At 55.7% G+C, this 14618-nt stretch carries 12 protein-coding genes; 6 read left to right on the top strand and 6 right to left on the bottom strand.

What is annotated here, in order from left to right:
• Positions 1-10 precede the first annotated feature (10 nt).
• The 6 genes from Q8902_08875 to Q8902_08850 all read left to right on the top strand — a co-directional run bounded on the left by Q8902_08875 (position 11) and on the right by Q8902_08850 (position 9518).
• Positions 11-1432 carry a T9SS type A sorting domain-containing protein gene (locus Q8902_08875; protein MDP4199670.1) on the top strand — a complete coding sequence of 474 codons (1422 nt, stop codon included), beginning with the start codon at positions 11-13 and terminating at the stop codon, positions 1430-1432.
• A gap of 51 nt (positions 1433-1483) precedes the next feature.
• Positions 1484-1711: a hypothetical protein gene (locus tag Q8902_08870; protein MDP4199669.1), complete on the top strand. Its 228-nt coding sequence runs from the start codon at positions 1484-1486 to the stop codon at positions 1709-1711.
• Positions 1698-2117 carry a type II toxin-antitoxin system VapC family toxin gene (locus tag Q8902_08865; GenBank protein ID MDP4199668.1) on the top strand — a complete coding sequence of 140 codons (420 nt, stop codon included), beginning with the start codon at positions 1698-1700 and terminating at the stop codon, positions 2115-2117. Before Q8902_08870 ends, Q8902_08865 begins: the two co-directional genes overlap by 14 nt.
• A 78-nt stretch (positions 2118-2195) precedes the next feature.
• Positions 2196-3128: an ATP-binding cassette domain-containing protein gene (locus tag Q8902_08860; protein MDP4199667.1), complete on the top strand. Its 933-nt coding sequence runs from the start codon at positions 2196-2198 to the stop codon at positions 3126-3128.
• A 6-nt stretch (positions 3129-3134) separates the two neighbouring features.
• Positions 3135-4415: an ABC transporter permease gene (locus tag Q8902_08855; protein MDP4199666.1), complete on the top strand. Its 1281-nt coding sequence runs from the start codon at positions 3135-3137 to the stop codon at positions 4413-4415.
• 360 nt (positions 4416-4775) lie between these two features.
• Positions 4776-9518, top strand: a complete 4743-nt coding sequence (locus Q8902_08850) for a hypothetical protein (GenBank protein ID MDP4199665.1) — start codon at positions 4776-4778, stop codon at positions 9516-9518.
• A 567-nt stretch (positions 9519-10085) separates the two neighbouring features.
• On the opposite strand, the gene Q8902_08845 is transcribed toward Q8902_08850, so the two are convergent.
• From Q8902_08845 to Q8902_08820, 6 genes are all read right to left on the bottom strand, one after another.
• On the bottom strand, positions 10086-10742 hold the full coding sequence (locus Q8902_08845; GenBank protein ID MDP4199664.1) for a hypothetical protein: 657 nt from the start codon (positions 10740-10742) through the stop codon (positions 10086-10088).
• Between the two features lie 67 nt (positions 10743-10809).
• Positions 10810-11493 carry a putative DNA binding domain-containing protein gene (locus tag Q8902_08840; GenBank protein MDP4199663.1) on the bottom strand — a complete coding sequence of 228 codons (684 nt, stop codon included), beginning with the start codon at positions 11491-11493 and terminating at the stop codon, positions 10810-10812.
• A 79-nt stretch (positions 11494-11572) separates the two neighbouring features.
• Positions 11573-12514: an NHL repeat-containing protein gene (locus Q8902_08835; GenBank protein ID MDP4199662.1), complete on the bottom strand. Its 942-nt coding sequence runs from the start codon at positions 12512-12514 to the stop codon at positions 11573-11575.
• An 8-nt stretch (positions 12515-12522) separates the two neighbouring features.
• The gene (locus Q8902_08830) at positions 12523-13119 is read right to left on the bottom strand and encodes a DUF5683 domain-containing protein (protein ID MDP4199661.1); all 597 of its coding nucleotides are present in this window, start codon (positions 13117-13119) and stop codon (positions 12523-12525) included.
• Between the two features lie 29 nt (positions 13120-13148).
• A complete protein-coding gene (locus Q8902_08825) occupies positions 13149-13538 on the bottom strand; it encodes a RidA family protein (GenBank protein ID MDP4199660.1) in 390 nt (129 codons plus the stop codon).
• Between the two features lie 36 nt (positions 13539-13574).
• Entirely contained in the window at positions 13575-14612 is a 1038-nt protein-coding gene (locus Q8902_08820; GenBank protein ID MDP4199659.1) for a ParB/RepB/Spo0J family partition protein, read from the bottom strand.
• Positions 14613-14618: the final 6 nt, after the last annotated feature.

Raw genomic sequence — 14618 nt, 5'->3', positions numbered from 1 at the left:
GAGTAACAGCATGGACATAAGGAAGTCATATTGGCGTGCGCTTTGGGTCCTGGCATTTTTTGCGATGTCCCCTCAGGTGAAGGGACAAAAGCTACCGGGTACCTGGCAGAAGGTGGTGTTGCCCGTTGCCAATTATAGCTTAGGGGATTTCGCATTTGCAGACAGTCTTCATGGCATCGCCTATTCATTTCGATGGAAAATCCTTTCGACAATAGATGGCGGCAAAAACTGGGTCCTCGATACTGACTTAGTGTCCAATATCAGTGGGAAGAGCACACTAAACACGGGCGAGTGTACCGGACCCCATCGGGGATTTTTCTTTTCCAACGACGAAACCGTATCCATCGCCCCAGGAGCAACTGCAGTCCATGAACTTCCAAATATCAGCGAACAGAATTGGAGATTCTATGTGATGCTGGGTGAGAAGATGTACGACACCTCGTACGGATTTCGTGTCGCAGAGTATGTAAGCACACATGATGAAAATGACTATCAGGACAGCGTCGTGATTCTTGTGACTCATGACGGCTGGCAGAGTTCGCAACTCTATGGCAACGCGTTTCTGCTCAACCCGGCGCCACATACAACTCCTCCTGTGTTGTATAGTGGTACCGTTGTCGATAGTAATGACATCTGGATGGGGCGTGGCGCGCTCCATAAAGCGAACGTTCTCCTGCACACCTCGAATGCGGGCACGACCTGGGATACCCTTTTGCCGGTCGACACCAATCGCTATAAGGTCAAAATTAGTGGAATCCAGGTCAATCCTAAGACACACGAAGTTTGCATTCTCTTCTTGGACAGCGGCTCGCCGGACTACGCCTATTCCAGCGATTATGGCAAATCATGGCGGGTCGATTCCACGTTCGGTCAACGGCTATGGCGGTTAGCAAATCCTGCCCCGGGGATTTTGTGGGCAATGATTGGCCAGGGCATCTGTCCGTGCATCTACATAGATCCGCCCGCCGCCATAGTTCCCAGCGAGATGGCGCATAAACTCGCGTATAGCTCCAATAATGGGGCGACATGGACGATTGATTCCGCAACCTTCGCTTCTGACTCGTTGGAAGAGATGCACTTCATCGACGCACGTCATGGCTGGATCGCCTCCTGGAGTCATGATAGTGTAGGAATATGGTATTACAATGCGGACGCAGAAAGCGGCGTGATAGAAGACAATCACTCTTTGGTATTGTCTAATTCAATTTATCCCAATCCCGTCCGCGATGAATTCACCGTCAGCTTCACGCAACCGGAGGGCGAGCGAGTCCGCTATGAGATTAACGATGCACTGGGCCATGCAGTGGCGCGTGGCGAGACGGATCAGCAAACGCTCACGCTCTCCGCGAGCAATTTTCCCTCGGGGGTGCTGCTGCTTCGCGCAGAAGCTGATGGCATCGTTAAGACATGGCGGTTCGTGGTGACGAAGTAGTGGGCCAAACTGGTCAGGCACTTGCTCCCGGCTTCTTTGGTTTTGGATTTTATGCAGGCTTATCATTATCACACAACGGTAACCAAGGAGCACGGAATTCTCTTGCCTCGGCTGCCTCTGGAGCCCGGTCAGGCGGTCTCGGTGACGATCGAGCCAACCCCGAAGTCGAAGACGAAGCGTAACTTTCCGCTACGGGGATTGCCGTTTGCATACCGGGACCCATTTAGCCCGGCTGTCGATCCCGACGATTGGAATATGTTGCGGGATGATCCTGCTTGACACGCATATCTGGTGTTGGCTGGCGAATCTTCCCGAGTTGCTATCGCATTCACAGCGATCGCTGCTCGAAGAGACGGAAGAGCCTCTTGCGGTTAGTGTGATTTCGCTGCATGAAGTTGCGCTCCTTGCCAGCCGAGCCCGGATCGATCTTCCGTTGCCAATCGAGCTCTGGTTTCAAATGGCGCTTGACGAGTCGTCAATTTCTGTCGTCGACCTATCACGTGAGATTATCATCGAATCGACGCGTCTTCCTGGCGCGTTCCATCGCGATCCGGCGGACCGAATCATTGTCGCAACGTCTCGAATTCTGGACGCGCCTCTTGTGACTTCCGATAGTGAGATATTGAAATATGAGCACGTGCAGATACTTCCGGAACGGAAGAATCCTTCTGTGGAGCTTAGGTAGAAAACGTTTCGTATCGCCTCTCATCCGAAACTTATCGCGCCTCATACCAGCTTATTCTCTTCCAATATTTGCCAATTTATGTCCACATCAGTTTTGTCGCTGGAGAACGTCACCAAGACGTATGGTCGGCAGGTTGCCGTAAACAACGTTTCGCTTGCGGTGCAGCAGGGGAGCATCTTCGGATTGCTCGGTCCCAACGGCGCGGGCAAGACCTCGACGATCCGCATGATCACCGGCATCACCTTGCCGGATCGTGGCGCGATTCGTCTCTTCGGTGAGACGCAACACGAAGACCATCAGAACCAGATTGGCTACATGCCCGAGGAGCGGGGACTTTACCGCAAGCTCCCGGTGCGCACGCAACTCGAATATCTCGGCTCGCTGAAGGGGATGGAAACCCGCGCGCTGAAACAGGCGATCGACTACTGGCTCGACCGATTCGAAATCAAATCCTGGGAAAAGAAGAAGACTTCCGATCTATCGAAAGGCATGCAGCAGAAGCTGCAGTTCATCCTGACGCTGCTGCACGATCCCGCGCTGCTCGTACTCGATGAGCCGCTCTCGGGGCTCGATCCCGTCAACGCCGAACTCATCAACGAAGTCTTGCTGGCGTTGCGAGGTCGCGGCAAGACGATCATTCTTTCCACACATCGAATGGAGCAGGTCGAGCAGCTCTGCGATGAGATCGCGATGATGAATGAGGGTAAGATTGTGCTTGCCGGTAAGGTGCTGGAGTTGAAGGCCCGCTCGGGCCGCACACTTATTTCCATGCGCTTCTCTGGCGATGCAAGTTTTCTGCGAACGTATGGCGAGGCGCGCGTAAAGATTCTCGAGCACACGCCGAATGAAATGTTGTTGGAGTTAGGCGTGAGCGAAAAGCCGAACGAGTTGCTCCGGAGTATCGCTGAGTATCTCGAGATCGAGAAGTGGGAATTGGTGAAGCCACCGATCAAGGAGCTGTTCCTCGAAGCCATCGCAAAGCAACCCGCCGCCACAACCCTTCAAGCTTAATCCGCCATGAACAAAACTCTTATCGTCCTCAGGCACGAATTCTTGCAGAAGGTCCGCTCGCGCACCTTTATCATTATGACGGCGATCGGCCCGCTCCTCATGGGTGCGATCATTGTCATTCCGGCCTACTTTGCGTCCACGAATACGGGCGAGGTGCGGAATCTGGTCGTGATCGATAGCACCGGACGACTGGCGCAAGCGATGATCGCGGCATCTAACGAGGACGCAGGCAAGTTCTTCACCAAGAAGATATCGACGAAGGTCACGCTCGAAAGCGTACAGCCCGGCCCGAACGTAACGGACTCGCTCGGCAAGTTGGTCGAGTCGAAGGCGCTCACCGGATACATGACGATCCCCGCGAACGCCATTGCTGACAGTGCCAGCACCGCGCAGATCAAGCTGCACAATCCGAGCGATTACACTGCCGTCGCGTTCTTGAAAGACTCGTACCGCGATGCCGTCCGCGACGCGAAGCTGACATCGCGCGGTATCGATCCGAAGGCGGTCTCGAATGTCGAGTCCGGCGTGCATGTGGAGACGATGAAGATCGAAGCCGGCAAAGAGAAGAAGGATAGCGGCGATACAGGAGTGGTGATGGCCTTTGTCACGGCGTTTATCCTTTACATCTCGATGATCCTCTACGGCACCATCATCATGAACAGCGTGATCGAAGAGAAGTCGAGCCGCGTCATCGAACTCATCGCATCGAGCGTGCGGCCGTTTCAATTGTTGGTCGGGAAGGTGCTCGGCGTTGCAAGCGCGGGCCTGATTCAGATTGGCGTGTGGGCGATCATGCTGGTCGCGCTGACGACGGTTGGCCTCACCGCCGCGAGCGCAATGCTGGGACAGGACGTGATGCCATCGATCTCGCCATTCCTGTTTCTCTATCTGATTCTCTTCTTTGTTCTTGGATTTCTGATATACGCGACGCTCTACGCGGCGATCGGCTCGACCGCTGAATCCGCGAGCGACGTGCAGCAGGTCTCGTTTCCGGTCGTGATGCTGCTGGTCATTCCATTTATCATGCTGCAGGGCGTGATCCAAAGTCCATCGAGCACGAAGAGCGTGGTGCTTTCGCTCGTGCCGTTCTTCTCACCGATTCTGATGCTCGCCCGCATCTTTACCGAGACGCCACCCTGGTGGCAGATCGCGCTCTCGGTCGCGCTGATGATCGGGACGTTCTTCGGCTGCCTCTGGCTCGCCGCGCGGATTTACCGCGTCGGCATCCTCATGTACGGCAAGAAATTCAAGCTCAGCGAGATCGCCAAGTGGGTGAGATACACGTGAAGTAAGCGCCACTATCGCTGTGTGCGCGGAAGCGCTGCTTCCGCGTTTTACACCGGGAAGCAGCGCTTCCCGGCACACAGGCAGAAGTGTACGGCAAGAAATTCAAACTCAGCGAGATCGCCAAATGAGTGCGATATAACTGAGGCAACAACAATTCGTGCCATTCAGAGTCTGACGAGCGCGACAGCATTATTCCGGATTTCAGGCCAAAGCTCATTCCTGGCCGTATGTTTGTCCAGCTTTCTTTCTTCTGTCGTCGCCTTTTTACATTTTCGAGTTTGAGTCTGCGGACTCAAATCCCTCCTTGCCGAACGGCGCCTGCGGACTTCTGTCGTCCACTGTTCTTAAACGAATACATCTATGACTCGTCTCAGCGCATTCGTGTGCTGCGGCCTGCTGCTCGTTTCCTTGAGCGCACGCGCCCAGCAAGTTCCGGTGCAATCCCGCACGCTCAGTTATCAAGGTACCCTTTCGTCATCCGATGGCTCTGTTATCGATGGGCTCCGCGATTTCACGATCCGGTTATATTCAGATGCAGAGGGACATTCGCTCGTCTGGCAGGACACCTACCATGCACAAGTTGTGAATGGTATCTTTAACATTACGTTAGGCTCCGGCACGCAGCCGTTGCCGGCCAGCGATGTGCTGTCCCATCCGATATGGGTCGGCATGCAGATCGGCACTGATGAGGAGTTGCGTCCGCTCGCGCCGCTGTCGGCATCGCCATTCGCGCTCTCGATCGCGGATCAGTCGGTCACGAAAGAAAAGATGGCGACCGACTACGTCAGTTCGATCACACTCAACGGCCAAAAGGTGAGCGGCAACGGCGCCGACATCAAACTCGAGACTGGCGACGGCATCGTCGCGGCGGTCGATCCGGCCACGAACACCTTGCTGCTGAAGTCCGGCCCAACATTGCTCGAAGGCGCTAAAGGCGGTGCTGTGCAGGGCAACACGACGATCAGCGGCTCGCTTACGGTGACCGGCACATCGTATCTTGGTTCGAGCTCCGCACCGGCGACGATCTACGGCAATGCGAACATCCACGGCGACATCATCATGTCAGCGGGCAAAACGATCACGATGCCAGGACTCGCCGCCAGCAGCGTCGTGCGCACGGACGCATCGAGCGTGCTCACGACCGGCGCCGTCGATCTTTCCACGTCTGACGTAACCGGCAATCTTCCGGTGACCAATCTCAATAGCGGCACCAGCGCAAGCTCTTCGACCTTCTGGCGCGGCGATGGAACCTGGGCAGCCGTCGGTGGCGCCTGGGGACTGACCGGCAACGCCGGCACGACCTACGCAACCAATTTCATCGGCACAACGGACGGGGAGAGCCTGCAATTCAGGGTGAATGATCAGCCGTCAGGTATGATCGAATTCACGAACAATCTAAATACCGGCTTTGGCTATCAAGCGCTAAAGAATAATACCTCTGGGGTAGGCAATGTGGCAAGTGGCTTTAATGCTCTGTTGAGCAATAGCACAGGCTCCTTCAACACTGCCACGGGTTATCAAGCGCTTCTTAATAACACTCTCAATGGCGGCAATACCGCAACCGGCACGATGACGCTTCGCACCAACACGACCGGTGTCCAGAACACAGCCACTGGCGAATCAGCATTGTACAATAACACTCTTGGCAATAATAATACCGCGACTGGAGTGACAGCGCTCTTTGGCAATACGACAGGTACCTACAACACTGCTCTCGGCTATGCTGCGAATGTTAGCTCCGGAAATCTCACGAATGCCACCGTTATTGGCGCGAACGCATCTGTTGCTTCCAGTAACACGATCCAACTTGGCGATGCGAACGTCACATCAGTGAGCACCTACGGCGGCCTCAGCGCTGGCAGCGGAACATTCACGACCGACGTGAATGGCAACATTACCAAGATCAACAACGTCGCGACGAGCTTCCCGTCCTCACAGGGCGGTGCAAATACGGTTCTGACGAACAATGGAAGTGGGACGCTCTCCTGGGCAGCGGCTTCGAGCGGCTGGGGACTCACCGGCAACGCCGGCACGACCTACGGCACAAACTTCCTCGGCACGACCGATGGACAGAGCCTGCAATTCCGGGTGAATAATCAGCCGTCCGGCGTGATCGAGTACAATGGCAATCAAAATACCGGTCTGGGCTATCAGGTATTGAATAGCAACACCACCGGCAGCGCCAATATGGCGAGCGGATATCAGGCGCTCTACTCCAACACGTCCGGCTCAGCCAATACGGCGAGCGGATATCAGGGGCTCCATTCCAACACGACGGGCTTCGCCAACACCGCCAGCGGGCTTCAAGCGCTCTATTCCAACACAACGGGCAGCTACAACACCGCGAGCGGGTTTCAGGCGCTCTATTCCAACACGACAGGCAGCGGCAACACCGCAAGCGGGGATGCAGCGCTCTATTCCAACACCACGGGCAACGACAACACCGCCAGCGGCTTGAATGCGCTCCAATCGAACACGACGGGCAGCTACAACACCGCGAGCGGCTATCAGGCGCTCATAGCTAACACGACGGGCATCAGCAACACCGCGAGCGGACTTCGAGCGCTCTATTCCAACACGACAGGCAACGACAACACCGCAAGCGGAGAATCTGCGCTCCAATTCAACACGACGGGCAGCTACAACACCGCGAGCGGAGAATCTGCGCTCATTTCCAACACGACGGGCGACAACAACACAGCCAGCGGCTATCAGGCGCTCTATTCCAACACGACAGGCGCCAGGAACACTGCGAATGGGGCCGATGCGCTCACAGCCAATACAACAGGCTTGAACAATACTGCAAGCGGATATGAAGTGCTTCAGAATAATACCACTGGGTCTGCCAATACTGGAACTGGCACACTGACGCTTTCCTCCAATACGATTGGGCAAGACAATACTGCAACGGGCTTCGCGGCGCTTCTCGCCAACACGACCGGCAACAACAGTACCGCGAACGGCTTCGCAACACTATTTAATAACACCACCGGCACTAACAACACTGCGGCCGGCTATCAGGCGCTCTATTCCAACACGACGGGAAGCGACAACACCGCGAGCGGGTATGAGGCGCTCGAATCCAACACGACGGCCGGACAAAACACCGCTATTGGAGAGAGTGCATTACAGACCCAGTCCTATTCCAACACCAATACCCCGTGGAACAGCAATAACGTCGCGGTTGGGTATCAGGCGCTGTATTCCAACCAGCCCACATCGACGTCAAACGGCATGCAAAATACGGCGGTAGGGAATTTTGCGCTCTTCGCCAACACGACCGGCAACTACAATACGGCGAGCGGATATCAGGCGCTCTACTCCAACACGACCGGCTACTACAATACGGCGAATGGATGGCAGGCGCTCTACTCCAACACGACCGGCTCCGAAAATACGGCGAGCGGAATGCAGGCGCTCTACATCAACACGACCGGCTCCGCCAATACGGCGAGTGGAAGTGCCGCGCTCCTCTTCAACACGACCGGCAACTACAATACGGCGAGTGGAAGTGCCGCGCTCTTCTCCAACACGATCGGCAACAACAATACGGCGAGCGGCTATTATGCGCTCTACAACAACACGACCGGCTCCGACAACACGACGAGCGGAGCCTATGCGCTCTACCACAACACGACGGCTGGACGAAACACCGCGATTGGAGAGAGTGCATTACAGACCCAGTCCTATGCCAACGGCGGCACGGCCTGGAACAGCGATAACGTCGCTGTTGGGTATCAGGCGTTGTATTCCAACCAGCCCACATCGACGTCAAACGGCATTCAAAATACGGCGATAGGGAATTTTGCGCTCAACGCCAACACGACCGGCAAATACAACACCGCGAACGGCTTTGGAGCGCTTCAATCCAACACGACGGGCGACAACAACACGGCCAGCGGGTTCAGTGCGCTCCTTCACAACACGACGGGCAACAACAACACCGCGAGCGGGTATGAGGCGCTCTATTTCAACACGACGGGCGCCGACAATACGGCAAGCGGAATAAATGCGCTCCTGTTCAACACGATCGGAACCTTCAATACTGCGAGCGGATATTCGGCGCTCAACGCTAACACGACGGCTGGACAGAACACCGCTATTGGAGTGAGTGCTTTACAGACCCAGTCTTTCTCCAACTCCAATACCCCATGGAACAGCAATAACGTTGCCGTTGGGTATCAGGCGCTGTTTTCTAACCAGCCCACATCGACAGGAAACGGCATTCAAAATACGGCGATAGGGAATTTTGCGCTCAACGCCAACACGACCGGCAAATACAACACCGCGAACGGCTTTGGAGCGCTTCAATCCAACACGACGGGCGACAACAACGCGGCCAGCGGGTATGCAGCGCTCTATTCCAACACGACGGGCGCCAACAACACGGCCAGCGGGTATGCGGCGCTCAACTCCAACATGACGGGCAGCAACAACACCGCGAGCGGCTATCAGTCGCTCATACTCAACACGACGGGCAGCAACAACACCGCCAGCGGGTATGAGGCGCTCTATTTCAACACGACGGGCAGCAACAACGCGGCGAGCGGCATGTATGCGCTTTATCACAACACGACTGGCGGCGACAACAGCGCGAGCGGCTACGAAGCGCTTTACTCCAACACGACCGGCAACTGGAACACCGCGAGCGGCCATACGGCGCTTCAGACCAACGCAACGGGAGACCACCTGACTGCCATCGGGGAAGGCGCGGACGTCAGCACGGACGGGCTGACGAACGCGACGGCCATCGGCGCGACCGCGATCGTAACGGCGAGCAATACGGTCCAGCTTGGCAATACCTCAGTCACGAACGTGAGTACCTCCGGAAACCTCACGATTACAACCGCTGGAAATGGGATCGCCATCAAGGGTGGCTCCAATGCGAAGATCGGCACGGCCACGCTTGCGGGTGGGACCGTTACGGTCAGCACGACAGCGGTGACGGGCAATTCGCTGATCTTCCTGACGGTTCAGGCTGCTGGCGGAACGGTCGGTAACTTAGCCATCGGGACTGTCACGGCGGGGACGAGCTTCGTCATCAACAGTAGCAATGCAGCCGAGACCTCGACCGTCGCCTGGCTCATTGTTGAGAAGAACTAAACCGGCATCCGCAGTTCGCAACGAAACTGCAGCGGCTAACTCCTAAACGGAATATTTTCAACCGTCGAGACGAGAGTTCAGAAAGAGCCTGCCCAATGTGGCAGGCTCTTTTTTTTCTCTTGTTTTTCTGACGAACTCGGAGGTCGGGGCGTTGCCGGGCTCACGGCGCTCCCGCGCCATGCTACACAGCGCGGCCTCTCCGAGGCGGGGACCGGCGGGAGCTTGTCGAAGGTCCCTACGATTATTTGCAGAATTCATCGAAAATATGCGATGCCGCAGGTATCGAACAACGTTATATTAAGTGAAGGGGAGTCTCTCGGGAAAATATGAAATATGAAGTATGAAATATGAAATTGGCTGTTTTCAATTCAATATGTTGGCTGTCACGGTGACACCGCAACTGCTTCATGAAAAACTTCCGAAAACGTAATATAAAATTATATAGCGTGTCTGATGGAACACGTGAGAATCGCGAGAATGGAGCTGGCGTTCATTAAATGACAACTCAAAAGAGAGAAGTAAAGTATTACTTTAACTTTGGGCACCTATTTCAGGCGGCAAGCTGCGTCACTTACCTAGTTTGTAGGCGAGGAGCGTTCGGGTCCAGGCCGGCATTGCCGGGCTGCCATTCGTGGAGCGTTCTTCTTGTTCTTTGACGAAATAGCCGAGCTTGGCGGAGTACCAGTAGGTATCGGTAATCACAAACGTGGAGTCGAGCGAAGGTTGACCGAATCGCGTGTAGACCGTCGTTTCCCGCGCGAGTTTCGTGCACACGAAGTATTGACCGGCCGCGAGCATGACCTCATCGTCCAGATACATATTCCGGATTGTGATGATGCCATCGCCGATGACCCCGTCCTTCTTCACTGGTGTTGTCGTGGTCATCTCGTATGGCATATGAGTACCGATGGGCAAGGCCAGGTTGTCGCAGCCGCAAATCCTGAGATCGCCATTGGCAAGGACCTGGAAGGAATCAATCGCTGTGGTCGAAAATGTGCCGATGGTATCTGACAAGCGATGAGCGTAAAACCTGGATGCAATGGTGTCCATGAGTGTGACATGCTCCGTAAGTTGCACGGCGGGATCGGTACCGGCATAGCGAAAGGTAAACGTGCTGCCATCCTGCGGGATGACTGCGGGATTAGCCGAAGGATCGGGGCCAGTCGAAGATTTGCAGCCAGCTATGGAAACGATGCATAGCACACTTAGGAGGAGTTGCTTCATGCAGTAAGAACTTCGGAGGGAAGGAAAAGTTACAGGATGAGAATAAGGATTCCGCGGAATCCCGGTTCTATCTCAGAGTATAGAATTCGGTCTTCTCAAAGGCATGGATCATGATCGTACCGGCGCGGACGAGGGAGACGAGAATTTTCGAGGCGCGCCGGTGGCTAATGTTGACCAGCTCGGCGAACTCATCGAGCGTGATGCGGCCATAGCGCTCCAGATAATCGAACAGGGCGCGCTCGTTGTAGCCGATCGAAAGTTTGAGCGGCTCGGATTCGGGACGCGCGCCACGCATGACTTGCATCATCTCTTTGCTGGCCAGGACGGACTTGTCTTCGTAGCGGACATATCCCGTCGCAGTCTGCTCCTTGGCCCGTCGGCCACTGGAATCGTATTCGACCAGATGATGCGGTTTGTTATGGCTTTCGGGCACGCGGACGAGCACGATGTCGAGTCCGCGTCCGGCATGGACATTTTCGGTGATGATGTCGGCTGGCGGCTCGATCATAAAATGCGCCGCATGCTCGATCTCCTCCAGTTCGGATTTCTCGCTGCGGACTCCGACGACGGTTCCGTCATCATCGACACCAAACAGGATGTAGCCGCCACGGGTGTTGGCGAATGCGATGATTTCGCGAGCAATTTTTTCGGGCGAAGAAAATCTTCGTTTGAACTCCACGTCCGATCCTTCGCCCGAGTCGATCAACTCGTACAGCTCGTGCCGGCGAATGGGGTAGGATAACGAACGCACTGTCTAAACCTGATTTAATAAGATGCTGCGGATAACGAACGACAAACTACGGACCTGAGAATCCGATCACAAACCGGCATCACGGTCCAGGGGATCTTACGGCGTATCTGCTGAGTCCTTCTGGCGTCAGGAGATAGATGATGCCATTGCGCATGGCCATATCGGTTGGCACCCAACGCCGGTCGTCGGTGCCGACGATGGTCCATCGGCCAATGGGATCGAGTGCCGGGGCGCGAAGCAGCGCGACTTCGGTCGGGCTAAAGACGAATACGGTATCGTTGGAGGTGAGGAGACGGCGGGTGGGCAGCATATCGGTGGCGCTCGGAATGGGTCCGAGGGAGCGGCGCGCGATGAAGTTGCCCAGGTTGTCGTATTCGACGACGGAATTATCAGCGTCATCGAGCACAAATAGTCGCTCGGTCTGGTCGACTGCGAGCCGTGCGGGACGCGTGACAATGGCTTCGGGCCGTGTGGCATCCGTGAAGCCACCGATTACGCGTTCGACGGTATAATCCGAACGGACTTTGAGCACTCGTTTATTTTCCGCGTCGGCGACATAGATATTTCCCGCATCATCGACTGCGACTGCGACGGGATAGCCGAATCGCTTCGCGGCATCCGGATTGTCGCGGGTTTGTAGCGTCGAGACGTAGGCGAGATCCTTCGTGTATTGCTCGATGCGATGATTGCGGGAATCAGCGATGAAGATCGCGGTGGAAAGCCGCGCGTCGACATCGAAGAGTCCGTTGAATTGGTAATGGTCCGAGCCGGTTCCGCTGACACCGGCGAGACTATCGCCGGTGTGGGTAAACTTTGCGAGCGTATTGCGACCCATGCTGATCGCATAGATATTTCCGAATTGGTCGATGCTAAGTCCGGTGCCACGCTCGAACGGATAAAGAAAATTTTGACGCTCGAGCGATCCCGTGATGGGCGCGGTCGCAACGGTTGTCTTCTGAGCGGAGCCGCAACCAGCAAGGCTCACAATCAGTATCAGCGCAAGGCAATACCTAGCATTCATGGTTATTTTCAAAATCGAATCCTGAGTGCCAGCCCGTATTCCTGTCGCGAAGGATCGTAGAACGATCCGATTGGAGTGGGCGACGGATTGGAAACATCGAAGTCATAAAGATTAGCAGCGATGTAGGCGTCCAGAAGAGTCGCAATGTACGTCAGCCCGACATAGATCCACCATTTATCGCGATCGTCACGGTAAAACTCACGGACCGGCTCGTTGCGCATCGCCCAGAGGCTATCGCCTGGGGTATGACGTGCGTATGCGTTGGTGATCGTATCCTGGGTATAGTGGTAGCGAAAATTCTGGATGTAGGCGCCATAGAGGAATCCGCCACCAAGTCCCCAAATGATCGGCACCTTCCACCATTGGTCGAGATACGCCTGGCCGGCGCCGGGAATTGCAGCGCTCAACAGTATTGCTTCAAGCGGCGATTTCGTCATGTGGAATGCGCCGGTATCCGGCGTGGCAGAGGTACGCTCGGCAGCACGGATAGTATCGACCTGCGCCCGCGCGGGCAATGCTGAATGGAGAATGATGATTGATGAAAGAAGACAGGAAATGATGATCCTTGCCCAACGGAGCGAACCCATTCCTTCATCATTCATCATTCTGCAATTACCAGTTGACGAAGCGCCGGTTAGCGCAGCGCTGCCACGCATTCGATTTCGACTCTTGCACCTTTTGGCAGCGCGGCAACCTGCACCGTGCTTCGAGCCGGACGCGAAGTCCCGAGCAGCTCGTCGTAGACTTTGTTCACAACCGCGAAGTCATCCATGTTGGTCAGAAAAATCGTAGTCTTCGCGACGTTGGCAAACGTGGCTCCGGAGGCCACGAGCACGCGGCGAAGATTCTTCATCACCTGTCGGGTTTCTTCCTCGATCGATCCATTTTTCATTTCACCGGTCGCTGGGTCGAGTGCGATTTGACCCGAGCAAAACAAAAAGTCGCGCGTGCGAACGGCCTGCGAATAGGGTCCGATCGGTGCCGGAGCGTCGGGGGATAAAACAATTTCAAGAAGGCTTTGCATGGGCAACGCTGAGTAAATAAAAGATGAGTGCTTCCGTTATGCTTCGCGCACGGATGACAGCAATTCTTGCAGGCGCTCTAGATCTTCGAGCGAATAAAATTGGATAGCGACTTCGCCGGTCTTGTCCGGTTTCATACGAATTTTTACCTGCGTGCCAAGATTGCGTTGTAAGCTGGTCTCGAGTTCGCGAACTCCGGCGATTGAAGTTTCGCTATCGGCATCTCCAGCGCCCACGCTCCGGCCGTTGTTCTCTACGCGGCTTCCGCCAATCCGTTTCGCGCCGGATGCCCGCTCACCCTGGGTGCTCCCCTGAACGGCGGAAGGTTTGCTGGACGCGAGGCGCGCAAGTTCTTCGAGTTTACGAACCGAGAGTCGGTCCCTTACCGCGACCTGCCAGAGTTCAACCTGCTTTTCGTGACTCTCGACTGCGAGCACGGCCTTGGCGTGTCCAGTGCTGAGTTCGCCAGCGCGGAGCGAATCTTTGATCGACTCAGGGAGCCGGAGCAGGCGGATGGAATTCGCAACCGTTGTCCGATCTTTGGAAATACGCTCGGCAACATCTTCCTGCGTCAAACCGCAATCCTCGATGAGGCGCTGATACGCTTCGGCTTCCTCGACCGGATTGAACTGCTCGCGCTGGACATTCTCGACAATTGCCATCTCGAGCATTTTCCGGTCGCCCTCGACTTCCAGAACATAGGCCGGAACATGCGTGAGTCCCGCCTCAATGGATGCGCGAATGCGCCGCTCGCCACTGATGAGTTCGAAGCGCTGATCTCCAGCACGCCGAACGGTGACCGGCTGGATCACGCCATGTGTGCGGATGGATTGCGTTAAGTCTTCTAAGCTCTCTTTCGAGAATTCCTTGCGTGGCTGAAGCGGATTCGGAGCAATGCGTGCGATCTCGACCATCGCGAGATATGGCCCGGTGCGCGGCGAGGCTGCTGCTGCCGGGCGAGAACGCAGTTCCGGCGAAACCTCATCCAGCTCGATTCCGCCGACGCGTTCTTCTGCCTCCGCGCCGGGGATGAGCGCGCTCAGGCCTTTCCCTAAAACCGATCGTGTTTTGGACATTCAGCG

The sequence above is a fragment of the Bacteroidota bacterium genome (assembly GCA_030706745.1).
Classification (GTDB): domain Bacteria; phylum Bacteroidota; class Ignavibacteria; order Palsa-1295; family Palsa-1295; genus PALSA-1295.
The sequence above is the reverse complement of the archived record's forward strand: the minus strand, read 5'-3'. Positions and strand labels throughout refer to the sequence as shown.

Bases quoted from the DNA above. Each gene is read 5' to 3' on its own strand.
- Q8902_08845 (MDP4199664.1), bottom strand. From the start codon at position 10,742: ATGAAGCAACTCCTCCTAAGTGTGCTATGCATCGTTTCCATAGCTGGC.
- Q8902_08825 (MDP4199660.1), bottom strand. From the start codon at position 13,538: ATGCAAAGCCTTCTTGAAATTGTTTTATCCCCCGACGCTCCGGCACCG.
- Q8902_08850 (MDP4199665.1), top strand. From the start codon at position 4,776: ATGACTCGTCTCAGCGCATTCGTGTGCTGCGGCCTGCTGCTCGTTTCC.
- Q8902_08860 (MDP4199667.1), top strand. From the start codon at position 2,196: ATGTCCACATCAGTTTTGTCGCTGGAGAACGTCACCAAGACGTATGGT.
- Q8902_08830 (MDP4199661.1), bottom strand. From the start codon at position 13,119: ATGATGAATGATGAAGGAATGGGTTCGCTCCGTTGGGCAAGGATCATC.
- Q8902_08820 (MDP4199659.1), bottom strand. From the start codon at position 14,612: ATGTCCAAAACACGATCGGTTTTAGGGAAAGGCCTGAGCGCGCTCATC.
- Q8902_08865 (MDP4199668.1), top strand. From the start codon at position 1,698: ATGATCCTGCTTGACACGCATATCTGGTGTTGGCTGGCGAATCTTCCC.
- Q8902_08870 (MDP4199669.1), top strand. From the start codon at position 1,484: ATGCAGGCTTATCATTATCACACAACGGTAACCAAGGAGCACGGAATT.
- Q8902_08855 (MDP4199666.1), top strand. From the start codon at position 3,135: ATGAACAAAACTCTTATCGTCCTCAGGCACGAATTCTTGCAGAAGGTC.
- Q8902_08875 (MDP4199670.1), top strand. From the start codon at position 11: ATGGACATAAGGAAGTCATATTGGCGTGCGCTTTGGGTCCTGGCATTT.
- Q8902_08835 (MDP4199662.1), bottom strand. From the start codon at position 12,514: ATGAATGCTAGGTATTGCCTTGCGCTGATACTGATTGTGAGCCTTGCT.